Genomic DNA, 23,385 nt, shown 5'->3' on the forward strand with positions numbered 1-23,385 from the left:
CGATCGGAAGCGGCTCGACGTCAGCGGGACAATGGAATCATGAGCGAGTCCGTGCTGACCGCCGTCGCGTGGCCCTACGCGAACGGCCCCCGGCACATCGGCCACGTGTCCGGCTTCGGTGTGCCCTCCGACGTGTTCTCCCGCTACCAGCGGATGGTCGGCAACCGGGTGCTCATGGTGTCGGGCACCGACGAGCACGGCACCCCGATCCAGGTGCAGGCCGACGCCGAGGGCACCACGCCGCGCGAGCTCGTCGACCGGTACTCCCGGGTGATCCAGGACGACCTGGTGGGCCTCGGCCTGTCCTACGACCTGTTCACCCGCACCTCCACCGACAACCACCACCGGGTCACCCAGGAGCTGTTCACGGCCCTGTGGCGCAACGGCTACGTCCTGCCGGAGACGACGCTCGGCGCGATCAGCCCGTCGACCGGACGCACGCTGCCCGACCGGTACATCGAGGGCATCTGCCCGATCTGCAACTACCCGCAGGCCCGCGGCGACCAGTGCGACAACTGCGGCAACCAGCTCGACCCGGCCGACCTCGGCGAGCCCCGGAGCCGCATCAACGGCGAGACCCCCGAGTTCCGCGAGACCGAGCAGCTGATGCTCGACCTCCCGGCGTTCTCGCAGTCGCTGCACCGCTGGCTGGACACGCGCACGCAGTGGCGGCCGAACGTCCTGAACTTCAGCCGCAACCTCATCGACGACCTCCGGCCGCGCGCCATCAGCCGCGACATCGACTGGGGCGTGCGCATCCCGCTCGACGGGTGGCGCGACGCGCCGATGAAGCGGTTCTACGTCTGGTTCGACGCGGTCATCGGCTACCTGTCGGCCTCGGTGGAGTGGGCCGAGCGCTCCGGCGACAAGGACGCCTGGAAGCAGTGGTGGCACGACCCGGAGGCCTCCGCCTACTACTTCATGGGCAAGGACAACATCACCTTCCACTCGGTGATGTGGCCCGCGATCCTGCTGGGCAACAACGGCGCCGGCGACCGGGGCGGCAGCCCGGGCGAGCTGGGCACGCTCAACCTCCCGACGGAGGTCGTCTCGAGCGAGTTCCTGACGATGTCCGGGTCCAAGTTCTCGACGAGCCGCGGCACCGTCATCTACGTCGGGGACTTCCTGCGCGAGTTCGGTCCGGACGCGCTGCGCTACTTCATCGCCGTGGCCGGGCCGGAGAACCAGGACACCGACTTCACCTGGGAGGAGTTCGTCCGGCGCACGAACTTCGAGCTCGCGAACGAGTGGGGCAACCTGGTCAACCGCTCCGTCTCGATGGCGGCGAAGAACGTCGGATCGGTGCCGGAGCCGACCCGGCCCGAGCCGGCAGACGCCGAACTCCTGGCGCAGTCGCGCGCGGCGTTCTCCACGGTGGGCGCCCACCTGGGCCACTCGCGCTTCAAGCAGGCGATCGGCGAGGCGATGCGCGTGGTCGGCGCGGCGAACGCCTACCTCAGCCACGAGGAGCCGTGGAAGCGCAAGGACGACCCGGAGCGGCGCGACACGATCCTGCACACCGCGCTGCAGGTCGTGCAGGACGCGAACACGCTCCTGACGCCGTTCCTGCCGCACGCCGCGCAGAAGGTCCACGAGGCCCTCGGCGGCACCGGCGTGTGGGCCGCCCAGCCGCACCGCGAGGACGCGGGCGAGACCGGCATGGGCACGACGCACTCCGTGCTCACCGGCGACTACGCCGGCGAGCAGGCCCGCTGGGAGTCGACCCCGATCCCGGTCGGGCGGCCGCTGTCCCGGCCGACGCCGCTCTTCGCGAAGCTGGACACCGCGCTGGGCGAGACCGGGCCGTCCTGGGCGCCGATCAAGCCCGGTGAGTAGGAAGGACCGGGTCCCGCCGCCGGTCCCGGAGCCCATCCCGGGCGGGGTGGTGGACGCGCACACGCACCTCGACGCGTGCGGGGCGACCGATCCCGACACGTTGAGTCAGGTCCTCGACCGCGCGGGCACGGCCGGGGTCACGGCGATGGTCACGACGGCGGACGACCTCGCCTCCGCGCAGTGGGCCGCCTGGGCGGCCGGGACCGACCCGCGGGTGTTCGCGGCGGTCGGACTGCACCCGACCCGGTCGAACGACCTCGACGACACCGCTCGGGCCGAGATCGAGCGGCTGACGACGCTGCCCCGGGTGGTCGCGGTGGGGGAGTCCGGGCTGGACGACTACTGGACCACCCGCCGGGAGGACTGCGCGCCGCTGGAGGTCCAGCGCGAGGCCTTCGCGTGGCACGTCGACCTCGCCAAGCGGACCGGCCTGCCGCTGGTGGTGCACGACCGCGAGGCGCACGACGGCATCGTCGACGTCCTGCGCGCCGAGGGCGCCCCGGAGACCGTGGTGTTCCACTGCTTCTCCGGCGGCCCCGAGCTGGCGCGCGTGTGCGCCGAGCAGGGCTGGCTGATGTCGTTCTCGGGCACCGCGACGTTCCGCAACGCGAACGCCGCCGACCTCCGCGAGGCGGCCGCCCACGCCCCGGCGGAGCTCGTGCTGACCGAGACCGACGCCCCGTTCCTCACGCCGCACCCGTTCCGCGGTAGGCCGAACGAGCCGTACGTGATCCCCCATGTGGTGCGAGACCTCGCGGAGCTGCGTGACGAGGCGCCCGAGGAGCTCGCGGCGGCGGCCACCCGGAACGCCCAGCGGACCTTCCGACTGGACGAACACCCTCAGCCGTGACGCTGTGTCGACCGAAAGAGCACGCGGTGACCGCGTTCGTCGTCGCCGGGCTGCCGTTCGGCGCACCACGTTCGTGTCGCCTTGATGGTGCTGACACCCGAGTCGTTACCGTGCTGTGACTCGCCGGGATGGAACCAACCCCCGGCATCCGGGATGACCCGGAACTCTCCCCAGGGTTCCCGGTCGGGGTCCGACCCGGATGCGGTTCCTGCCCGGACGCACGGATGAAGCGGATTTCTTCTGTGGCTCTACTGTGCTCGCTCCCCAGCGGCTCCCCGTTAGCGCTGACTGCTCACCCGGCGACGGTCGCCCGATGAGCACCGACTCGACGCGTACCGCGGTCCGGGACGACGAGCAGGCCGACACCGGCTGGTTCGACGCCCTCGAGGAGCGTTGGACCGACGACGGCTGGGACGGCCTGAACGCCAGCACCGCCGAGTGGCAGGCCCGTCGCGGCGCCACCCACCAGACGGGTCCGCTCCCCACCTGGGCCGATGACATCACCGGCCCGCTGCCGGTCGCGGGGCCGGGCTGGGCAGCGCCCGGCTCCGCGGCAGGGGCGGCGACGACCGGCGCGCTGGCCGTGCCGGACCTCGACGACTGGAACGACCTCGAGTCGCGGACCGGGTTGACCGGCACGCAGGCCACCGCGACCGCCGAGCCCACGCTCGCCGCGGCACCGGCCGGGCTCGACCCCCAGACCTACCGCGAGCGCGACCTCACCGACACCGGTCGCTACTCGCTGGCCGTCAAGGGCGGCGTGGCGGCGGCCCTCATCGCCGTCGCCGCCGGTGGCAGCACCGCGGTCGCCCTGGACAAGGAGGTCACGGTCACGGTCGACGGCGTCGACCAGGTCGTGCACACCTTCTCGGGCACCGTCGCCGGCGCCCTCGAGTCCGGGGACATCGAGGTCGGCCCGGCCGACCAGATGTCGCCCTCGCCGAACGCGGAGATCCGCGACGGCGACCGGCTCGTCGTCAACCACTCGCGCCAGGTCAACCTCGTCGTCGACGGCAAGCCGCAGACCATCACGACGACCGCGGCGACCGTCGCGGAGGCCCTCGGCCAGCTCGGCATGCCGACCCAGGCCCTCGCCGCCTCGGCCCCGCTGGGCTCGCTCATCCCGTCGACCGGGATGAACCTGTCGGTCCAGCTCCCGAAGAACGTCACGTTCATCGACGGCGGCGGCGCCCCGCAGACGCTGAGCACCACGGCCGCGTCCGTGCAGGAGTTCCTCGCCCAGCGCGGTCTGCAGATGGGCCCGCTGGACACCGTGAACGCCGGCGGCCTGGCGGACGGCGCCGCCATCACGATCGTCCGCAACGCGGTCACCCAGGTCACCGAGACCAAGCCGATCGCCCCGCCGATGCAGACGATCGACGACCCGACGCTGGACGCCGGCAAGACCCGGGTCGAGCAGCCCGGTCAGGCGGGCGAGCAGGTCCAGAACTTCACCATCAACACCACCAACGGCAAGGAGACCGGGCGCGTCGCCACCGGCGCGCCGACGGTCACCAAGCAGGCCGTCGGCGGCGTGATGCGCAAGGGCACCAAGAAGGCCGAGCCCGCGATCGGCAACACCGCCAAGTGGGACCGCATCGCCAAGTGCGAGTCCGGCGGCAACTGGTCGATCAACACCGGCAACGGCTACTACGGCGGCATCCAGTTCGACAAGCAGACCTGGAACGCCTACGGCGGCGGGCAGTACGCGTCCCGCCCCGACCTGGCGTCGAAGGCCGAGCAGATCGCCGTCGCCGAGAAGGTGCGTGACGACCGCGGGGGCTACGGCGCCTGGCCGGTCTGCGGCAAGAAGTAGGCGCGCCGCCGCCACGGCGCGCGGGCGGGCCCTGGGATCATGGACGACGTGATCCCGGGGCCCGACCAGGGCGAGCGCAGCGACGGGAGAGCCGTGCGTCTGCTCGGGGCCGGTGAGATCCGGGCGCTGGCCGCGGAGCTCGACGTGCGGCCCACCAAGAAGCTCGGTCAGAACTTCGTCCACGACGCCAACACGGTGCGCCGCATCGTCCGGCTGGCCGACCTGGCCCCCGACGACGTCGTCCTCGAGGTCGGCCCCGGGCTGGGCTCACTGACCCTCGCGCTGCTCGACCGGGCCGCGTCCGTGGTGGCGGTGGAGATCGACCCCGCCCTGGCCGGTCGGCTGCCCACGACGGCGGCCGAGCACGCCCCGGACCGTGCCCTGCACGTCGTCACCGCGGACGCGCTGCGGATCACCGCGGCCGACCTGCCGCAGGCGCCCACGGCCCTCGTCGCGAACCTGCCGTACAACGTCGCCGTGCCGGTGGTGCTCCACCTGCTCGCCGAGCTGCCGGACCTGCGGCGCGGCCTGGTGATGGTGCAGTCCGAGGTCGCCGACCGGCTCGCCGCGCGGCCCGGTGACGCGGCCTACGGGGCGCCCAGCGCCAAGCTCGCCTGGTACGCCGACGCGCGCCGGGCGGGCCCGGTGCCGCGGGGCGTGTTCTGGCCCGTCCCCGGCGTCGACTCGGCCCTCGTGGCCTTCACCCGCCGCGCCACGCCGTCCGGACGGCGGGAGGACGTGTTCGCGGTCGTCGACGCGGCCTTCGCGCAGCGGCGCAAGGGCCTGCGGGCCGCGCTGGCGGGGTGGGCCGGCTCGCCCGCGGACGCCGAGCGTCGACTGCGCGCGGCCGGGATCGACCCGACCACGCGCGCCGAGCGGCTCGGGATCGAGGCGTTCGCGGCCCTCGCGGCGACCCCGCCCACCGGTTGAGCGAAGGGCCCCTTCAGTCGGATAGACGGGCCGTGGGCGCCCTTCGCCAGTGGCACGGACCCGCCGTCGGGACCGAGCGAAGGGCCCCTCCGCTCGATCTACTCGAGCGAAGGGGCCCTTCGGTCAGCACGCGACGGCCGGCGGAGGCGCCTACGCCGGCGCCGGCAGCAGCCGCTCCACGAGGTCCGAGAGCGTCAGGACGCCGAGCGTGCGCTCGTCGTCCTCGACCAGCGCCAGGTGCGCCCGGCGCTCGCGCATCGTCGAGACCGCGGTCTGCAGCGGCGTGTCCGCCGGCAGCCGCAGCAGCGGGCGCATCAGCGAGCGGGCTGCGGTCGACGGGGCCGCGGTGAGCGTGTCGCGGACGTGCACGAACCCGACGGCGCGGCCGTGCTCGGTGACGACGAGCCGGAGGTGCCCGCTCTGGCGCGCGGCCGCGCGCACGGCCGCCACGTCGGCGTCGGCGTCCACCCCGTCCGGCTCGCGGGCCAGGTCGCGCACCGGGGTGCGCTCCAGTTCGAGCGCCGCGAGGAGCTGGTCGCGCCGCTCCGGGTCGAGGGTGCCGGCCTCCGCGGAGTGGTCGATCAGCTCGCGGAGGTCCTCCGGGCCGCGCCCGGCCGCCATCTCGTCGACCGGCTCGACGCCGATCGCCCGCAGGCAGCGGTTGGCCGCCCCGTTGAGCACGACCAGCAGCGGCCGGGTGACGACCATGAACGCCCGCATCGGCAGGGCCAGCAGCACCGCCGACCGCTCCGGGTGCGCGATGGCCCACGACTTCGGTGCCATCTCCCCGACGACGAGGTGCAGGAAGGTCACCACCACCAGCGAGAGGACGAACGACGCCACGCCCGCGACGGCGGACGGCACGCCCCACCCGGTCAGCAGCGGGTTCAACGCCTCGTCGACCGCGGGCTTGGTGATCGCACCCAGCGCCAGGGTGCACACCGTGATCCCGAGCTGCGACCCGGCGAGCAGCAGTGAGAGGTCCCGCGCGCTGCGCAGGGCGGCGCGCGCCGAGGCGCTGGACGCGGCCCGCTCCTCCAACCGGTAGGTCCGCGCCGCGACCAGCGCGAACTCGACGGCCACGAAGAAGGCCGACAGCGCGATCAGGGCGATCGAGACGACGATCTCGACGAGACTCATCGGACGCTCTCCTCGCGGTCCTCGGCGTTCCAGCGCAGGTGCACCGCGGACGGCACGCGCCGCTCCACCTCGCGCACCGTGACGGTGAGCGTGCGGTCGGCGGCGTCGGGGTCGTCGTCGACGATCGTGACGACGACCGCGTCGCCCGGCTCCGGCAGCCGGGCGAGCTCGGCGACCACGAGGCCGCCGATGGTCTGGTACTCGCCCTCGGGCAGGTCGGCGTCGATCAGGCGCCCCACCTCGTCGACGTGCCGATCGCCCGGCACGAGCCACCCGTCGTCGGCGGCGCGGGCACGATCGGCGTCGGCGGGGTCGTGCTCGTCGGTGATCTCGCCGAGGAGCTCCTCCGCGATGTCCTCGACGGTGACGATGCCCGCGAGGTCGCCGTACTCGTCGAGCACGCAGGCCAGCTCCTCGCCCTCGGCGCGCAGGGTGGTGAGCACCTGCGGCAGGGGCAACGACGACGGCACGAGGACGGGTGGCCGCATCAGGGTGCTCACCGCCGCGGAGGGCTCGCCGTCGTGCGCGAGGACGTCGCGCAGGCAGACGACCCCGACGAGCTGCGGCGCGACGCCGTCCGCACCCTCGTCCTCGAGCACGGGGTGGCGGGAGTGGCCGCCGGCCATCAGGGCGACGAGGTCGGCGACGGTGTCGTCGGTCCGGACCGTGCTCACCCGAGGCCGGGGGATCATCGCGGCCCGTGCGGTGCGCTCGGAGAAGTCCACGGACCGGTCGAGCAGCGCGGCGAGCTCGGGGTGCAGGTCCCCGGAGTCCCGCGAGTCGTCGATGATGGCCTCGAGGTCGCGGGGCGTGGCGGAGTGCTCCACGTCGTGCACCGGCTCGATGCGCAGCGCCTTGAGCAGGGCGTTCGAGGCGGCGTCGAAGACCCGGATCAGCCACCCGAACAGGCCGAGATAGACCTTGGTGGACAGCGCCAGGGCCCGGGCCACCGGCTCCGGGCGGGCGATCGCGAGGTTCTTCGGGAACAGCTCGCCGAACACCATCTGCACCACGGTGGAGAGCAGCAGGGCGAACACGGTGCCGATCGCGATGCCGACCGCCGCGGGCACCCCGGCCACCCCGAGCAGCTCGCCGACCCCGTTGCCGATCAGCGGCTCGGCGACGTACCCGACCAGCAGGCCGGTGACGGTGATCCCGAGCTGGGCCCCGGAGAGCATGAACGAGGTGCGGCGGGTGATGTCGAGGGCGCGCGTGGCACCGGCGTCGCCGTCGGCGGCCCGGGCGCGTAGCCGGGCCCGGTCGACGGCCATGTAGCCGAACTCCTGCGCGACGAAGTAGCCGGTCGCGGCCGTGATCAGGACGACTACGACGATGCCGAGCAGGATGCCGAGGATCGTGGCGATCATCGGGGGGTCACCGCCCGTCGGTCGGGCCGGGCGGTGTCGGGACTGTGACTCGGGTCCATGGCTCCTTGCCTGGGGGATCTCGGGCCGTCGAGAGGGACAACGTGCGCCCGGTTCGTCGGGTTCCCGGACCCCGGGCACCACACCGGGGGGTCACACCGCCCGGGTCCGTACCCTGGACGGGTGCTCTCCGCCGTCGGGCCCCCGGTGACCGTCCGTGTCCCGGCCAAGATCAACCTCCACCTCGCGGTGGGCGACCTGCGCCCCGACGGCTACCACGACCTCGTCACCGTGTTCCAGGCGCTGAACCTGTTCGACGAGATCTCCGTGGTGTCGACGCACACCGGCCGCGGTCCGGTCGACCGGATCGGGCCCGGCGCGCCCGGCATCGAGCTGCTCGGCGACGTCACGGACGCCCAGCGCGCGGACGTCCCGCTCGACGCCTCCAACCTCGCCTGGAAGGCCGCCGTCGCCCTCGCCGAGGTGGCGGGGCGGGAGCCCGACGTGCGGATCGGCCTCCGCAAGTCGATCCCGGTCGCGGGCGGCATGGCCGGCGGCAGCGCGGACGCGGCGGGCACCCTGCTCGCCCTCGCCGCGCTCTGGCGGCTCGACCTCGGCCGCGAGGCCCTCATGGAGGTCGCGGCCGGGGTCGGCAGCGACGTCGCGTTCGCCCTGCACGGCGGCACCGCGCTGGGCACCGGCCGCGGCGAGAACCTCGTGCCCGTGCTCTCCCGGCACACCTTCCACTGGGTGGTCGCGCTGCAGGACCACGGCCTGTCCACCCCGGCGGTGTTCGGCGAGCTGGACCGGCTGCGCGCGACGTCCGCGGCCGACACCCCGGTCAAACGGGTCGGCAGCGTCGAGCCGGTGCTCGAGGCGGTGGCGTCCGGGGAGGCGCGGTCGCTCGCGCTGCTGCTGGGCAATGACCTGCAGGCGGCGGCGGTCAGCATGGACCCCGGCCTGCGCCGGACCCTGCGCGCGGGCGTGACGGCGGGTGCGCTCGCCGGGGTGGTCTCCGGATCCGGCCCGACCTGCGTGTTCCTGTGCGCCGACGGCCCGTCCGCGGTCCGCGTCGCCGCCGAGCTCTCCGGCGCCGGGGTCTGCCGCACCGTGCGGGTGGCGCACGGCCCGGTGCCCGGCGCCAAGGTGATCGACGGCGATCCCGCCCGCCCGCCCCGCGGCCCCGGCGGCCCGCCCGCGCCCGACCCCGGGCCGAACATGTACGCCTGACACCGCCCCGGCCCCGCCCCGTCGTCGAGAAAGAAGCTCGTGCCCAACCTCGTCAACCTCGAGAACGTCGCCATCGCCTTCGGTGGCCCGAAGCCCGTCCTGGACGGCGTGTCGCTCGGCGTCGACACCGGCGACCGCGTCGGTGTCGTCGGCCGCAACGGTGGCGGCAAGTCGACGCTGATCTCGATCCTGGCCGGGCGGCTCCTTCCCGACGACGGGCGCGTCAGCCCGGTGCGCGGGCTGCGGATGGCGTCGGTGACCCAGCAGTCGCAGCCCACCGGAGCGACCGTGCGGGCGTCGGTGCTCGGCGGCGAGATCCCCGACCACGAGTGGGCCGCCGACGCCCGGTCGAGGACCGTGATCGAGGGGCTGCGCCCGGGCGGCGACCGCGGCCTGGACGCCTCGGTGCAGGGCCTGTCCGGCGGCGAGCGCCAGCGGATCGCGCTCGCGGCGGCACTGGTCCAGGAACTCGACCTGCTGGTCCTCGACGAGCCCACCAACCACCTCGACGTCGAGGGGGTCCGCTGGCTCGCCGAGCACCTGCTCGCCCGCCGGACCGCGCTCGTCGTCGTCACCCACGACCGCTGGTTCCTCGACACCGTCGCCTCGCGGACGTGGGAGGTGGTCGACGGGAAGGTCGAGCAGTACGAGGGCGGCTACAACGACTGGATCTTCGCGCGGGCGGAGCGGGCGCGGCTCGCGGACGCCGCCGAGCAGCGTCGTCGCAACCTCGCTCGCAAGGAGCTGGCCTGGCTGCGCCGCGGCCCGCAGGCCCGCACCTCCAAGCCGCGCTACCGCGTCGAGGCCGCGGAGGCCCTGATCGCGGACGTGCCCGAGCCCCGCGACTCGGTCGAGCTCGTGACGATGGCCCGGCACCGCCTCGGCCGGACCGTGATCGAGCTCGAGGACGCGACCCTGCGCCTGCCCGACGGCCGCACGCTCGTCGACCGCCAGACCTGGCGGATCGGCCCGGGGGACCGGATGGGCATCGTCGGGATCAACGGCTCGGGCAAGACGACGCTGCTCAAGGCCCTGGCCGGCGAGCGGGACCTGGACGCCGGGAACCGGGTGCAGGGCACGACCGTGCGGCTCGCGCACCTCTCGCAGGACCTCTCCGACCTGCCCCTGCACCGTCGGGTCCTGCAGGCCGTCGAGGACATCGCGGAGCGGGTGTTCATCGGTGGCCGGGAGCACACGGCGTCCGCCCTCGCGGAACGCTTCGGGTTCCCGGCCGCGCGCCAGTGGACGCCGGTCTCCGACCTCTCCGGCGGCGAGCGACGCCGGCTGCAGCTGGTGCGCCTGCTGATGACCGAGCCGAACGTGCTCATGCTCGACGAGCCCACCAATGACCTCGACGTCGACACCCTCCAGCAGCTCGAGGACATCCTCGACGGCTGGGCGGGCACGCTCGTCGTCGTCAGCCACGACCGCTACCTCACCGAGCGCGTGTGCGACCGGGTGGTGGCGCTGTTCGGCGACGGGCGGATCACCGACCTCCCCGGCGGCATCGAGGAGTACCTGCGCCGGCGGGACCAGCAGCTCGAGACGTCCGCCGGGCCCCGCCCGGTGGCCTCGTCGTCGGCGTCGTCGGCGTCCGGCACGAGGGAGGCCGACAGGCGCGCGGCCCGCAAGGAGATCGCCCGCATCGAGCGACGGATCGAGAAGCTGGACTCCCGGGAGAAGCAGCTGCACACGCTGCTCGCCGACGCCGCGAACGACCCCGGCCGGCTGCTCGACCTCGACGCCGAGCTGCGGGCCCTGGTCGCGGAGCGCGAGGGCCTCGAGGAGCAGTGGCTCGAGGCGTCGGTCGACTAGCCCGTCGGGGTCAACTGGACCACCGGGATGGCGCGCTCGCCGGCCCAGGTCCGGTAGCGCAGCCAGCCGGGGTTGAGCTCGACGGCCCGTGCGAACCAGTGGTCCCGGTCGTCGCCGGTCAGCTCGACCGCGTGGTAGCGCCGTGACCGACCGTCGACCGCGACGTCGACCTCCGGGGTCGCGCGGACGTTGTGGTACCAGGCGGGGTGCGTGGTCTTCCCGAAATTCGCCGCGAGCACGATCAGCGCGGCGCCGTCCGGGATGCCCAGCACCGGGGTGGTCCGGGCGAGCCCGGTGCGGGCGCCGGTGGTGGTGAGTAGGACGACGGGCAGCCCGGAGACCCAACCGGAGAACGTGCTGCGGCCGTTCGTCGCCCGCACCACGACGCCGTCGATGCGGTGCAGGACCCGGGCCGACAACCAGGCCAACGGTCGGCTGGTCGTGGCCGTGCGGATCGCGCGCCGCACCGGGTCGGCGTCCACGTAGCGGATCATCACGCTCCTCGTCGTCCCTCCTGACGCTACGCACGTGATCGTCGAGGCGGCATCCCGGGCGCGCCTGCGCCGCGGGGCGCCCGGAGGAGGCCCGCGATCCCGTCGGACCGCCGTCACCAGCGTTCGAGCCCGCCCCGTCGGACGAGCTGCGAGGCGATGACCCCCTGCTGGATCTCGTTGGTGCCCTCCCCGACGATCATCAGCGGGGCGTCGCGGAAGTACCGCTCGACGTCGTACTCGGTCGAGTACCCGTAGCCGCCGTGGATGCGCACGGCGTCCAGGGCGACCTCCATGGCGGTCTCGGAGGCGAACAGCTTGGCCATGCCGGCCTCCATGTCGCTCCGCTTCCCTGCGTCGTAGCGCTCGGCGGCGTGCAGGATCAGCTGCCGCGCCGCCGTCAGCTTCGTGCCCATGTCGGCGAGGTGGTTGCCGACCGACTGGTGCTGCCAGATCGGCTTGCCGAAGCTCTCGCGCTCCTGGGCGTAGCGCAGGGCGTCCTCGAACGCGGCCGTCCCCACCCCGAGCGCCCGGGCGGCGACCTGGATGCGGCCGGTCTCCAACCCCTTCATCATCTGCGCGAAGCCGCGCCCCTCAGTGTCGCCGAGCAGGGCGTCGGCGGGCACGCGCATGTCGGTGAAGGCCAGCTCGCAGGTCTCGACGCCCTTGTACCCGAGCTTGTGGAGGTCCTTCGAGACCTCGAGCCCGGGACCGTGCTCGACCAGCAGGATCGACACGCCGCGGTGCCGGGGCTCGGCGTGCGGGTCGGTCTTGCACATCAGCGCGATCAGCCCGGATCGGCGGGCGTTCGAGATCCAGGTCTTCGAGCCGTTGACGACGTACCCGTCACCGTCACGGCGGGCCGTGGTCGTCATGGCCTGCAGGTCCGACCCGCCGCCGGGCTCGGTCAGCGCCATCGTGGCGCGCAGCTCGCCGGTCGCCATCCGCGGCAGGTAGCGGTCCTGCTGCTCCTGGGTCCCGAAGGCCAGGATCAACTTGGCGACGACGGTGTGGCCGCCCATGGCGCCGGCCAGCGACATCCATCCGCGGGCCAGCTCGGCGGTGACGAGCGCGTAGCAGGGCATCGAGACCGGCGCCTCGCCCCAGGGCTCCGGGACGGCCAGCCCGTAGATCCCCATCTCCTTCATCTGCTCGATGAGGTCCTCGGGGTAGGTGTCGGCGTGCTCGAGCTCGTTGACCTGCGGCTTGACCTCCTTGTCGACGAACTCGCGGACGAGGTCGACGACGGCCTGTTCCTCGGTGTCCAGCGTGGGCATGGTGACTCTCCTCAGGCCGTGGCGCGGACGTCGGTGCGTACGTCGCTCAGCGCGCGGTGTGCGGTCTCGGGCAGGACCTTGACCAGGACGAGCCCGACGACCAGGGCGATGGTGGCCAGGTAGAGCGCCGGAGCGACGGTGCTCCCGGTGCCCACGGCGAGCGCAGCCGCCACGAGCGGTGCGGTTCCCGCGATCGGGCCGACCCCGAGGCTGTAGGCGAGCGCGGCGCCGCTCGACCGGGTCCGCGCCGGGAACAGCTCGACGAGCACGATCGACGACATCACGTTGAGGCCGGCCTGCGGCACGGCGAACAGGCATATGCCGAGGAGTGCGAGCGCGGGTGACCCCGAGCCGACCAGGTACAGGACCGGGACGGCGAGCACGGCATGGCCGAGCGCGCCGCCGATGTAGACCGGTCGCCGTCCGATCCGGTCGGACAGACGCCCGGCGAGGGGACACAGCGCGACGTAGACGAGCAACGCCACGGAGGCGACCCACAGGGCGGTGGTGCGGGAGCCGCCGACGGACATCGCGTTCGCGAAGTAGGTGGCCAGGTAGTAGAAGCCGACCCCGGTGATCGAGGCGCACGCGAAGGCGATCCACATCGTGCGACGGTCGGTGCGCAGGGCCTCGCGCAGCGGCCGGGCCGGCACGTCGTCGTTGCGGCGCAACTCCTGGTAGACCGGCGTCTCGTCGAGGCGTAGCCGGAGGTAGAGCCCGACGAGACCCAGAGGTGCGGCGAGCAGGAACGGCAGCCGCCAGCCCCAGGCCTGCATCTGGGCCGGCTCGAGCAGCGCCTCGAGCGCGAGGACGGTCACCGTCCCCACGACGATGGCGAGTCCACCGGAGGCGGACACGAGGCTGGCCCGGGCGCCTCTCCGACCGGCCAGGGCGTACTCGACGAGGAACGCGGAGGCGCTGGTCCACTCCCCGCCGGCCGAGATGCCCTGGACGCAGCGCAGGAGGATGAGCAGCACGGGCGCGGCGATCCCGATCGCGGCGTAGGAGGGGAGGAGGGCGATGAGCGTGGTGGCCCCGCTGATCCCGAGGACGGCGACCGAGAGCGCGACGCGCCGGCCGAAGCGGTCCCCGATCGAGCCGAGGACGGCGCCGCCGAGCGGGCGGAACACGAACGCCACGCCGAAGACGCCCAGGGAGGCGAGCAGCGAGGCCGTCGGGTCGACGGAGGGGAAGAAGACGCGGCCGAGGGTGATGGCGACGGCGCCGTAGACGGCGAAGTCGAACCACTCGGTGAAGTTGCCGATGACGGTGGCGACGACGACCGAGCGAGGGGTGGTCGAGGACATGGGGGTGCTCACTTCTCGAAGTCCAGGACGCCGCGGATGATCTTGCCGTCGCGGAGGTCCTGGTAGCCGTCGTTGACCTGGTCGAGCGTGTAGCGCGCGGTGACCAGCTCGTCGAGCTTCAGGCGGCCGGCGTCGTAGAGGCGCAGCAGGCGGACGATGTCGTACTGCGGGTTCGAGGAGCCGAACAGCGTCCCGCGGACGGTCTTCTGGTTGTAGACCATCGCCGACCCGGACAGGTGCACGGTGAGCTTCTCGGGATTCGCCACCCCGGTGATCACGACGGTGCCGCCCTTGCCGACGACGTCGAAGGCGTCGGTGACCACCTGCTCGTCCATGACGCCGACGACGCACAGCGCCTGGTCGGCGCCCTGGCCCCACGTCAGCTCCGCCACGGTCGCCGCGGCCTCGGCGGCGTCGGCGAAGACGTGGGTGGCCCCGAACTCCAGGGCGGTCTCGCGCTTGAAGGCGACCGGGTCGACGCACACCACGTACTTGGCGCCGGCGTGCACCGCGCCCTGCACGGCGTTCATCCCGACGCCGCCGACGCCGTAGATCACCGTGGTGTCGCCGGGGCGCACCCCGCCGGCGTTGACGGCGGTGCCCCATCCGGTCGGGACGCCGCAGCCGACGAGGACCGCGGTGTCGAGCGGCAGCCAGGGGTCGACCTTGACGCAGGAGGCGTCGGAGACGGTCGCGTACTCCGAGAAGGAGCCCAGCATGCAGAAGGCCCCGACCTCGCCGAGTCGCTCGTGGCGCATCCGGAAGGTGCCGTCGGGCATGCTCCCCTCGAGGATCGTGGCGCCCATGTCGCAGAGGTTCTGCCGGCCCGTGGAGCAGTAGCGGCAGATGCCGCAGGACGGGGTGAAGCTGCAGACGACGTGATCGCCGGGGGCGACCTTGGTGACGGCCGAGCCGACCTGCTCGACGACGCCGGCGGCCTCGTGGCCCCCGACGATGGGGAACCGGACGATGTTGTCCCCGTCGATCATGTGCAGGTCCGAGTGGCACAGGCCGGACGCGGACATCTTGAGCAGGACCTCGTGGGGCCCAGGCTCGTCGAGCTCCAGCTCGACGATCTCGAACGGCGTGTGCGGTCCGGGGAGGACGGCGGCGCGGGTCTTCATCGACTCCTCCTGATCTGATCTTTGATACAAACACCGCACCAGCGAGTCGACCTTGAATGGGCGATGAAGAGGCACGACGTCCGTGCTGGTGACACCGAGCACCATCGCATGGTGACAAACTTGTATCAAGGATTTAGTTTGAGGGGAGCGTCGAGCTCGGACGCTCGAGTCAGGAGGAGCGATGTCCACTACCACCACGGTCGACCGCCCGTTCCGGGCCGACCTGCTCACCCTCGATCCACCGCGTCTGCTCGGATCGCGGTGCTCGGCGTGCGGAACCACCACGTTCCCGCCCCGCGGCTTCTGCCCGGGATGCCGGTCCGGCGCGGAGCTCGAGACGGTCCCGCTGACGACCGAGGGGCGCATCTGCTCCTTCACGGTCGTGCGGCAGGCGCCTCCGGGCGTCGAGGTGCCGTACGTCCTCGCCCAGGTGGACCTGCCCTCGGACGAGGTGCGCCTGATGGCGACCGTCGTCGGCGTCGCCCCCGAGCGGGTGGCCCTCGACCAGCCGGTGGCGCTCGAGCTCCACCCCGTCGGGACCGCCGACGACGGCACCACGCTGCTCGGTTACCGCTTCCGGGCGCACCCCGAGGAGGTGGCGGCGTGACGCTCGCGCCCGCCCACGTCGCCGGCGTCGGCATGATCCGGTTCGGCAAGTACCCCGCGGACGTCACGCTCGAGGGCATGGCGGTCCGCGCCGCCCGTGCGGCGCTGGAGGACGCCGGCGCCGGTCTCGACACGGTCGACGGCCTGTACGTGGGTCACGTCTTCGGCGGCCCGGTCGCGGGGCAGCGCATCGCCGCGCAGCTCGGGCTCGACGGCCGACCGGTGTCCAACCACGAGAACTACTGCGCCAGCGGGGCCACCGCGGTCCGGGAGGCGTGGGTGGCCCTCGCCGCCGGGCTGCACGACGTGGCCCTCGTGATCGGCGTCGAGAAGATGACCGACCGGGTCGCCGGCGGCGTCCGCCCGGACCCGGGGGACCTCGACGCCGCCGTCGGGTACGTCATGGCCGCCGGGCACGCGATGAGCGCCCGCCGGTACATGGCCGACCACGGCGCCACCCGCGACCAGATCGCGGCGGTGGCGGTGAAGAACCACGCGCACTCGGTGCACAACCCCTACGCGCAGTACCAGAAGCCGATCGACCTCGCGCAGGTCCTCGACGCCCGCCCGATCGCCGAACCCCTGGGCCTGCTCGACTGCAGCCCGATCTCCGACGGCGCGGCCGCGGTGCTCCTGTGCAGCCCCGCCGGCCTGCGCCGGCTGGGGATCACCGCGTCGACCCCGCGGGTGCTCGGCGTGGGGCTGGTCAGCGGGTCGGTCCAGGCCGGGCTCGGGGACCCGAACGCCGAGGACGTCTCCCGCCGGGCGGGCGAGCAGACGTGGGAGCTCTCCGGCGTCGGTCCGGACGACGTCGACCTGGTGGAGATGCACGACTGCTTCACCATCGCCGAGATCGTGCGCATGGAGGGCCTCGGCCTCGTCCCGCGCGGCGAGGGCGCGGCCTGGACGGCCGCCGGGCACACCGGACTCGGGGGCCGGCTGCCGGTCAACCCGTCGGGCGGCCTGCTGTCCCGCGGTCATCCGGTGGGCGCCACCGGAGCAGCACAGGTGTGCGAGCTGACCTGGCAGCTCCGCGGCGACGCGGGCGGCCGGCAGGTCGAGGGCGCCCGCACCGGGCTCGCCTACTGCAAGGGCGGCACCGTGAACGGGACGGACGGGGGCTCGGTGACCACCGTGGTGATGAGCCGATGACCGGCATGCTCGACGACCGCCGCGACCTCGTCGCCGGCGTGCTGGGCGACGGTGCCCTCGTCCCGACCGTCCGGGAGGCGCTCGGGGGCGTGAGCCCCGGCCTCGCGCGGGCGTTCTGCGTCGTCCCCCGGGTCCCGGGCCCGGCACCCCTGAGCGAGCTGGACGACGAGCGACTCGACCGCGAGGTGGGCGACGCCCTCGTCGACACCCTCGAGCAGGTGCAGGGGGCGGTGGGGGCGCTCACCGCCGGCGGGCGGCTCGTGCTCGTCCTCCCGCACGCCCCGCTGATGGGCCTCGCGCACGGGGCGGCGGCCTCGGCGGTCACGAACGGCGTGCTGTCGATGGCCCGCACGCTCGCGATCGAGCTGGCGCGCGACGGGATCACCGTCAACGTCCTCGCCGTCGACGCGGAGGCGCCGTCGGTCCGGGCACTCGCCGCCGAGCTCGACGCCCTGCTGGTCGAGGGCGGCGCGGACGTCACCGGCCAGGAGATCTCCCTGACCGCCGGCACCGACCTGGGGAGGCTGCGGCCATGAGCACCCACGCACCCGTCGCGCTGGTGACCGGAGGGGCCGGCGGCATCGGCCGGGCGATCGTCGCCCGGCTCGCCGGGAGCGGTCACCGCGTCGTCGTCGCCGACCTCGACCGGCAGGCGGTGCACGACACCGCCACGGCGGTCCCCGGCGCCGTCGGCGTCGTGCTCGACGTCGCCGACCCGGAGTCGAGAACCGCGGCGATCGGGGCCTGCGCGGACCTCGGCGGCCCGCAGGTCCTCGTGAACTGCGCGGGCGTCCTGCGCGACGCCCGGGTGGCCAAGCTCGACCCCGCCGACTTCCGGCGGCTGCAGGAGGTCAACCTCCTGGGCCCGCTGGCCCTCACCCGGGTCGCGGCCCGCGAGATGGCCCACCGGGGTGGGGGAGCGGTGGTCAACCTCGCCTCGCGGGCCTGGCTGGGCACGTTCGGATCGACGGCCTACTCCACCGCGAAGGGCGGGCTGGTGGGCGCCACCCGCAGCCTCGCCATCGAGCTCGGCCCGCAGGGGATCACCGTGAACGCGGTCGCGCCGGGCTTCGTCGAGACCCCCATGACCGACGGCCTGCCCCCCGAGATCCGGCGCCGGACCCTCGACGCCATCCCCGTCGGCCGCGCCGGGCGCCCGGACGACGTCGCGGACGCCGTCGCCTACCTGGCCGGCGCCTCCTACGTCACCGGCCAGGTGCTCCCGGTCTGCGGCGGCCGCAGCGTCGCCGACCCGTACGCCGCCTGACGCCGGCCCCAGCCGGCTCTGTCCGGCCCTATCCGAAGGAGAAGTCATGCCCGGACCCCTCGACGGGATCCGTGTCGTCGAGTTCGGCGGTCTCGGCCCGGCCCCGTTCGCCGCGATGGTGCTCGCCGACGCCGGCGCCGACGTGGTGCGGATCGACCGACCGGCCGGACCGGTCGACGGCGGCGCGCTGCTGCGCGGACGACCGTGGATCGGGCTCGACCTGAAGGCCGACGCCGGTCTCGCGACCGCCCGCGCCCTCGTCGACCGCGCCGACGTCCTCCTGGAGGGCTTCCGGCCGGGCGTGATGGAGCGGCTCGGTCTCGGACCGGAGCCCTGCCGCGCCGCGAACCCCGGGCTCGTCTACGGGCGCATGACCGGGTGGGGCCAGGACGGCCCCCGCGCCCACCAGGCGGGACACGACATCAACTACCTGGCCCTGACCGGCGCGCTGCGCTCGATCGCCCGACGGGGCGAGGCGCCGGTGCCGCCGCTCAACCTCGTCGGTGACTACGGAGGCGGCGGCATGCTGCTCGTGGTCGGGGTGCTCACGGCGCTGCTCGCCCGCGGCCGCGACGGACGGGGCCAGGTCGTCGACGCCGCGATGGTCGACGGCGTCAGCCTGCTCATGACCGGCGTCTGGAGCCGGGCCGCCCAGGGCCGGTGGCAGGGCGAGCCCGGGACCAACGACATCGACACCGGCGCCCCCTTCTACGACGTCTACGCGACCGCGGACGGGGAGTACATGGCCGTCGGCAGCATCGAGCCGGCGTTCTGGCGGGCGCTGCTCGAGGGGCTCGGGATCGACCCGGCCGAGGTCGGGGAGCAGTGGGACCGCGCGCGGTGGCCGCACACCAAGGAGCGGCTCGCCGCCGCCTTCGCGACGCGGACCCGGGCCGAGTGGACGGAGCGCTTCGATCGGGTCGACGCCTGCGTCACGCCCGTCCTGCACATGGCCGAGGCCGCACGCGACGAGCACCTGACGGCGCGGGGGACCCTCGTGCCCGACGGCGACGGCCACCCCGGGCCGGCACCGGCGCCGCGCCTCGGCGGGACACCGCTGGCTGCCGTGGAGCCGGCGGACCTCGACTCTGTGCTCCGACGGTGGGACGTCGCGACGCCGGTGGGTGCCGCGTGACCGCCGACCGGACGCCGACGATGCTGATACGTTATCCGGATCGTGGCGGGCGGGAGGCGGACGTGACGGGACGCCGGCGCGACCGACCGGTGATCCAGCGGCGGCGCAGCGGGCTCGAGGTCGCGGAGTACATCCGCAGCATGATCTTCGACGGCACCCTGGCCGGCGGTCAGCGCGTCCCCCAGGACACGATCGCCGCGGACCTGGGGGTGAGCCGCCTCCCGGTGCGGGAGGCCCTCATCGCCCTCGAGGACGACGGGCTGGTGGCCTCCGAGCCGCACCGCGGCACCTACGTGGTCCCGATCCGCGCCGAGGACATCGAGGACCACTACCGCATCTACGGCATGGCCCAGGGCCTGGCCGCGGCCGGCGCCGCGCGGCGCATCACCGCCCCGGTCCTCGAGCGACTGGACGACCTGCACGCGCAGATGGTCGCCAGCGAGGACCACGAGCTCCTGCACGACCTGAACTGGGAGTTCCACTCCCTGATCAACCACACCGGGGCGAGCCGGCGCACCCTCTCGGTCCTGCGCCACCTCTCACGGAACCTGCCCCGCGAGGTCTACAGCCTGCCCGCGGCCGCGAGCCGCCAGGCCAACGAGGAGCACGCCGCGATCGTCGCGGCCCTGCGCGCCGGGGACGCGCGCGAGGCGGACCGGGCCAATCGCGAGCACATGCAGCACGAGGGCGACCAGGTCGTGGCCGCGCTCAAGCGCTCCGGCGTCCTCAGCGACTGACCGGCGCCTCCGCGCGCCGCCCGAACCCGAGGAAGATCCATGATGACGCACGCCCGGCCGCCGGTGGTCGACACCGCGGCCCCCCACGCGACGCTCGTCGCCGCCCTCGACGCGGCTCCCGCCCACGACGAGGCCGTGGTCGGCGGGGAGGGCCGGCTCACCTACGGCGAACTGCGGGACCGGACCGCGCAGCTCGCGGCCGACCTCCTCCGGCGCGGCCTGCACCGGGGGGACCGCGTGGCGGTCCTGCTCCCCAACGGGGTGCGGTGGATCGTCGCCGCGCTCGCCGCCCACCGCGCCGGGCTGACGGTCGTCCCCCTCAACACCTGGTACCGCGCGGCCGAGCTCGAGCACGTGATCGAGGAGGCCGCGGTGTCGCTCGTCGTCACCGACCACGCCGTGTTCGGCCGGGACACCGTCGCGGAGCTGCGCGGCGCGGGCTTCCCCGTTCCCGGCCAGGACGTGCTGGTCTGGGCAGCAGAGGACCCACTCCCGGACGGCCTGCCGGGGGACGGGCCGACGGCCGACCTCTCCGGCCCGGAGCCCGGGGACCTGGCCTGGATCCTCTTCACCAGCGGCAGCACGGCCCGCCCCAAGCCGGTACCGCTCGAGCACGGCACGCTGATGGCGAACACCCGGGAGATCGCCCGCCGTCAGCACCTGCGCCGCGGCGACCGGCTCTGGCTCGGCGCCCCGCTGTTCTTCGGCTACGGGTGCTCGAACGCCCTGCCCGTCGCCCTCGGCGTCGGGGCCACCCTGTGTCTCGAGCCGCGCATCGACGGCGAGGAGTCCCTGGCGTTCATCGCCCGGGAGCGCTGCACGGTCTACTACGGCTTCGGAGCCGCCACCCGGGTGCTGCTCGCCGCCCCCTCGTTCGGCGAGCACGACCTCTCCTCGTTGCGCACCGGGACGACGGGCTTCAGCGCCGAGGAGAAACGCCTGGTCATCGACGAGCTCGGCGTCGCCGAGGTGTGCAGCGTCTACGGCCTCTCCGAGGCGTACGGACACTCGGCCATGTCCGACGCGCACGATCCGCGCGAGGTCCGGCTGCAGACCAGCGGGACCGCCCTCCCGACCCAGGAGCTCCGCGTCTGCGACGAGGCCGGGACCCCGCTGGCCGCCGGTGCGACCGGCGAGATCGAGGTCCGCGGCGCCGTCATCGGCGGCTACCTCGACCGCCCCGACCTCGACGACGGTGTGTTCCGGCCCGGCGGCTGGATGCGGACCGGCGACCTCGGCGTGCTGGACGACGACGGCCGCCTCGCGGTGGTCGGCCGGCGCAAGGAGATGCTCAAGGTGAAGGGCATCAACATCGCGCCGCTGGAGGTCGAGGACCTGCTCGTCGGCCACCCCGACGTGAGCGAGGCGTACGTGGTCGGGCTGCCGGACGCGGCGGGCGACGAGGTCATGGTGGCGGCGGTGATCGCCTCCCGGGACGTGCCCGACCTCCCGGACGCCCTGGTCGCGTGGATCCGCGGCCGGGCGGCCAGCTACAAGGTCCCGTCCCGCATCGTGCTGCTCGCGACCGGGGACGTCCCGCTGACCAGCACCGGCAAGGTCAGCAAGAAGCTCCTGCGCGAGCAGCTGGGGGGTGCGTGATGACGGTCCACACCCTCGCCGAGGGCATCGGCTTCACGGAGGGCCCCCTGGTCACCCGCGACGGGCGGCTGTTCGTGGTGTCGCTCTCCCGGGGACTCGTCGTCGAGATCGACCCCGACGGCGGCGTGCTCACCGAGACCGAGACCGGGGGCGGCCCGAACGGGCTCGCCGAGGACGCGGACGGCCGGATCTGGGTCGCGCAGAACGGCGGCGCGGTCCGCCCGAGCCGCTCGGAGCGCCCCACCCGGCCGGGCCTGCAACGCCTCGACGGACCCACCGTCGTCGACGTCCCGATCCCCGGGACCAGGGCCCCGAACGACCTCGTCGCCGGCCCGGACGGCCGCCTCTGGTTCACCGACCCCGGACCGCCGGGCGACACCGGGCATGGACGGGTGCTCGCGCACGACCCCGTGGGCGGCACCACGGAGACGTTGCTGGACGAGCAGGACTTCCCGAACGGGCTCGTCTTCGACGCCACCACGGACACCCTGCACCTGGCTCACACAGACACCGGGCTCATCACCGCCCACCACTGGGACGGCGCTCGCCTGCGCCCGACGGGCACGTCGGTGGCGCTCCCCGAGGTCGGACCGGACGGGCTCGCCCTGGACGCCCGGGGGCTGCTCTACGCCGCGGCTCCCGCCGCCAACGCCGTGTTCGTGCTCTCCGTCGACGGGCACCTGCACCGTCGGATCGACTTCGACGGGCCCACCTTCCCGACGAACCTGTGTCTGGCCGGCCCCCGTCACGACCGGCTGGTGGTCACGGCGGCCAAGGGCGGCCGGGTGCTGGCGCTCCCGGTCGACCCGGCCGGGTGAGGGCGGCGCCGGCCAGCCACGCGGTCGGAGAGCACCAACCGGGACGGCGGGTCGCGTCCAGCGCGGACCTGGACTGGGCGGCGCCCCTGGTGCAGGTCGTCGACCAGCCCGCGGCCGCGGCGGAGTTCGAGACGACCCCGACCCCCGACCTCGGTGTCGTCATGGTGCTGCGGGGCACGTTCCGGCTCGAGTCGCGGACCCGGGGGCGGTGGCGGTCGGCGCGGTACCGCCCGGGCGTCGTCGGGGTCACCGCGCCGGACCGTCGGGACGTCCTGCGCTGGCGGGACTCCGAGGGTGGGCCACGGACCACGCTCCACGTGCACGTGCCCGTCGAGCTGCTCGAGGAGATCCGCGAGGGGCTTCCCCGGCGCGCGAGCACACGCCCGGTCGCCGACCTCGACGTGCTGGCTCTGGTCGACCCGGTCGTCTCGGCCACGCTCGGGACGCTGGACACCGCGCTGCGACGCGGTGCCGGGTCGGTGGTGGCCGAGTCGCTCGCCCAGGCGCTCGGGGCCCAGCTGCTGCTCGGGTCGTCGGGCGACGCGCGCGACGTCGGCCCTCCGGGCCGTTTGTCGGCGAGGACGCTCGGGCGCGTGGTGGACCACCTGCACGCGCACCTCGGCGAGCGGGTGACGCTGGACGACATGGCGCGGCAGGCGAACCTGAGCCGGTTCCACTTCCTGCGCCTGTTCGCGGCGACGACCGGGACGACGCCTCATCGCTATCTGACGGACCTGCGCATGGAGCGGGCGGCCGAGATGCTCCGCTCCGGCCGGTACGGCGTCGCGGCCGTCGCGGCGAGCTGCGGCTACGCGAGCACCAGCCGGTTCACCGCCGTCTTCCGGGAGCGGTACGGCTGCACACCCGGGACGTTCGCGGGCTCCTGACCGG

Annotated in this window: 21 protein-coding genes; 15 read left to right on the plus strand and 6 right to left on the minus strand. The window is 74.0% G+C overall.

What is annotated here, in order from left to right; translation table 11 throughout:
• The first annotated feature begins 39 nt into the window (after positions 1-39).
• From metG to rsmA, 4 genes are all read left to right on the plus strand, one after another.
• A complete protein-coding gene (metG, locus tag QRT03_RS06475) occupies positions 40-1,836 on the plus strand; it encodes a methionine--tRNA ligase (RefSeq protein ID WP_286051671.1) in 1,797 nt (598 codons plus the stop codon).
• The gene (locus QRT03_RS06480; RefSeq protein ID WP_286051672.1) at positions 1,829-2,686 is read left to right on the plus strand and encodes a TatD family hydrolase; all 858 of its coding nucleotides are present in this window, start codon (positions 1,829-1,831) and stop codon (positions 2,684-2,686) included. Before metG ends, QRT03_RS06480 begins: the two co-directional genes overlap by 8 nt.
• Positions 2,687-2,999: 313 nt before the next feature.
• A complete protein-coding gene (locus QRT03_RS06485) occupies positions 3,000-4,502 on the plus strand; it encodes a resuscitation-promoting factor (RefSeq protein WP_286051673.1) in 1,503 nt (500 codons plus the stop codon).
• 39 nt (positions 4,503-4,541) lie between these two features.
• On the plus strand, positions 4,542-5,432 hold the full coding sequence (gene rsmA, locus QRT03_RS06490; RefSeq protein WP_286051674.1) for a 16S rRNA (adenine(1518)-N(6)/adenine(1519)-N(6))-dimethyltransferase RsmA: 891 nt from the start codon (positions 4,542-4,544) through the stop codon (positions 5,430-5,432).
• A 150-nt stretch (positions 5,433-5,582) separates the two neighbouring features.
• On the opposite strand, the gene QRT03_RS06495 is transcribed toward rsmA, so the two are convergent.
• Entirely contained in the window at positions 5,583-6,572 is a 990-nt protein-coding gene (locus tag QRT03_RS06495; protein ID WP_286051675.1) for a CNNM domain-containing protein, read from the minus strand.
• A complete protein-coding gene (locus QRT03_RS06500) occupies positions 6,569-7,939 on the minus strand; it encodes a hemolysin family protein (RefSeq protein ID WP_286051676.1) in 1,371 nt (456 codons plus the stop codon). Before QRT03_RS06500 ends, QRT03_RS06495 begins: the two co-directional genes overlap by 4 nt.
• Positions 7,940-8,119: 180 nt before the next feature.
• Here QRT03_RS06500 and QRT03_RS06505 point away from each other — a divergent pair, with 180 nt between their 5' ends.
• Both QRT03_RS06505 and QRT03_RS06510 read left to right on the plus strand, forming a co-directional pair.
• Positions 8,120-9,166 carry a 4-(cytidine 5'-diphospho)-2-C-methyl-D-erythritol kinase gene (locus tag QRT03_RS06505; RefSeq protein WP_286051677.1) on the plus strand — a complete coding sequence of 349 codons (1,047 nt, stop codon included), beginning with the start codon at positions 8,120-8,122 and terminating at the stop codon, positions 9,164-9,166.
• Between the two features lie 39 nt (positions 9,167-9,205).
• On the plus strand, positions 9,206-10,981 hold the full coding sequence (locus QRT03_RS06510) for an ABC-F family ATP-binding cassette domain-containing protein (RefSeq protein WP_286051678.1): 1,776 nt from the start codon (positions 9,206-9,208) through the stop codon (positions 10,979-10,981).
• On the opposite strand, the gene QRT03_RS06515 is transcribed toward QRT03_RS06510, so the two are convergent.
• From QRT03_RS06515 to QRT03_RS06530, 4 genes are all read right to left on the minus strand, one after another.
• Positions 10,978-11,475, minus strand: a complete 498-nt coding sequence (locus QRT03_RS06515) for a nitroreductase family deazaflavin-dependent oxidoreductase (protein WP_286051679.1) — start codon at positions 11,473-11,475, stop codon at positions 10,978-10,980. The two genes, QRT03_RS06510 and QRT03_RS06515, sit on opposite strands and share 4 nt — an antisense overlap.
• Before the next feature lie 113 nt (positions 11,476-11,588).
• A complete protein-coding gene (locus QRT03_RS06520) occupies positions 11,589-12,749 on the minus strand; it encodes an acyl-CoA dehydrogenase family protein (protein ID WP_286051680.1) in 1,161 nt (386 codons plus the stop codon).
• A gap of 11 nt (positions 12,750-12,760) precedes the next feature.
• A complete protein-coding gene (locus tag QRT03_RS06525; protein WP_286051681.1) occupies positions 12,761-14,056 on the minus strand; it encodes an MFS transporter in 1,296 nt (431 codons plus the stop codon).
• Positions 14,057-14,064: 8 nt separating this feature from the next.
• Complete coding sequence (locus QRT03_RS06530) at positions 14,065-15,180, minus strand: NDMA-dependent alcohol dehydrogenase (protein WP_286051683.1); 1,116 nt, start codon at positions 15,178-15,180, stop codon at positions 14,065-14,067.
• Between the two features lie 181 nt (positions 15,181-15,361).
• Here QRT03_RS06530 and QRT03_RS06535 point away from each other — a divergent pair, with 181 nt between their 5' ends.
• The 9 genes from QRT03_RS06535 to QRT03_RS06575 all read left to right on the plus strand — a co-directional run bounded on the left by QRT03_RS06535 (position 15,362) and on the right by QRT03_RS06575 (position 23,381).
• The gene (locus QRT03_RS06535; protein ID WP_286051684.1) at positions 15,362-15,787 is read left to right on the plus strand and encodes a Zn-ribbon domain-containing OB-fold protein; all 426 of its coding nucleotides are present in this window, start codon (positions 15,362-15,364) and stop codon (positions 15,785-15,787) included.
• Positions 15,784-16,938: a thiolase family protein gene (locus QRT03_RS06540; RefSeq protein WP_286051685.1), complete on the plus strand. Its 1,155-nt coding sequence runs from the start codon at positions 15,784-15,786 to the stop codon at positions 16,936-16,938. Before QRT03_RS06535 ends, QRT03_RS06540 begins: the two co-directional genes overlap by 4 nt.
• Positions 16,935-17,474, plus strand: a complete 540-nt coding sequence (locus QRT03_RS06545; RefSeq protein ID WP_286051686.1) for an SDR family oxidoreductase — start codon at positions 16,935-16,937, stop codon at positions 17,472-17,474. The genes QRT03_RS06540 and QRT03_RS06545 overlap by 4 nt, the downstream gene beginning before the upstream one ends.
• Positions 17,471-18,205: an SDR family NAD(P)-dependent oxidoreductase gene (locus tag QRT03_RS06550; RefSeq protein WP_286051687.1), complete on the plus strand. Its 735-nt coding sequence runs from the start codon at positions 17,471-17,473 to the stop codon at positions 18,203-18,205. The genes QRT03_RS06545 and QRT03_RS06550 overlap by 4 nt, the downstream gene beginning before the upstream one ends.
• Before the next feature lie 46 nt (positions 18,206-18,251).
• Positions 18,252-19,340, plus strand: coding sequence for a CaiB/BaiF CoA transferase family protein (locus QRT03_RS06555; protein WP_286051688.1), 1,089 nt, complete (start codon positions 18,252-18,254; stop codon positions 19,338-19,340).
• Positions 19,341-19,402: 62 nt separating this feature from the next.
• Positions 19,403-20,077, plus strand: coding sequence for a GntR family transcriptional regulator (locus QRT03_RS06560; RefSeq protein WP_286051689.1), 675 nt, complete (start codon positions 19,403-19,405; stop codon positions 20,075-20,077).
• 42 nt (positions 20,078-20,119) lie between these two features.
• The gene (locus QRT03_RS06565; protein ID WP_286051690.1) at positions 20,120-21,676 is read left to right on the plus strand and encodes a class I adenylate-forming enzyme family protein; all 1,557 of its coding nucleotides are present in this window, start codon (positions 20,120-20,122) and stop codon (positions 21,674-21,676) included.
• Positions 21,676-22,494 carry an SMP-30/gluconolactonase/LRE family protein gene (locus QRT03_RS06570; RefSeq protein ID WP_286051691.1) on the plus strand — a complete coding sequence of 273 codons (819 nt, stop codon included), beginning with the start codon at positions 21,676-21,678 and terminating at the stop codon, positions 22,492-22,494. Before QRT03_RS06565 ends, QRT03_RS06570 begins: the two co-directional genes overlap by 1 nt.
• Positions 22,491-23,381, plus strand: a complete 891-nt coding sequence (locus tag QRT03_RS06575; RefSeq protein WP_286051692.1) for a helix-turn-helix transcriptional regulator — start codon at positions 22,491-22,493, stop codon at positions 23,379-23,381. The genes QRT03_RS06570 and QRT03_RS06575 overlap by 4 nt, the downstream gene beginning before the upstream one ends.
• Positions 23,382-23,385: the final 4 nt, after the last annotated feature.

Origin of the sequence: Actinomycetospora termitidis (assembly GCF_030286555.1) — a bacterium.
Taxonomy (GTDB): domain Bacteria; phylum Actinomycetota; class Actinomycetes; order Mycobacteriales; family Pseudonocardiaceae; genus Actinomycetospora; species Actinomycetospora termitidis.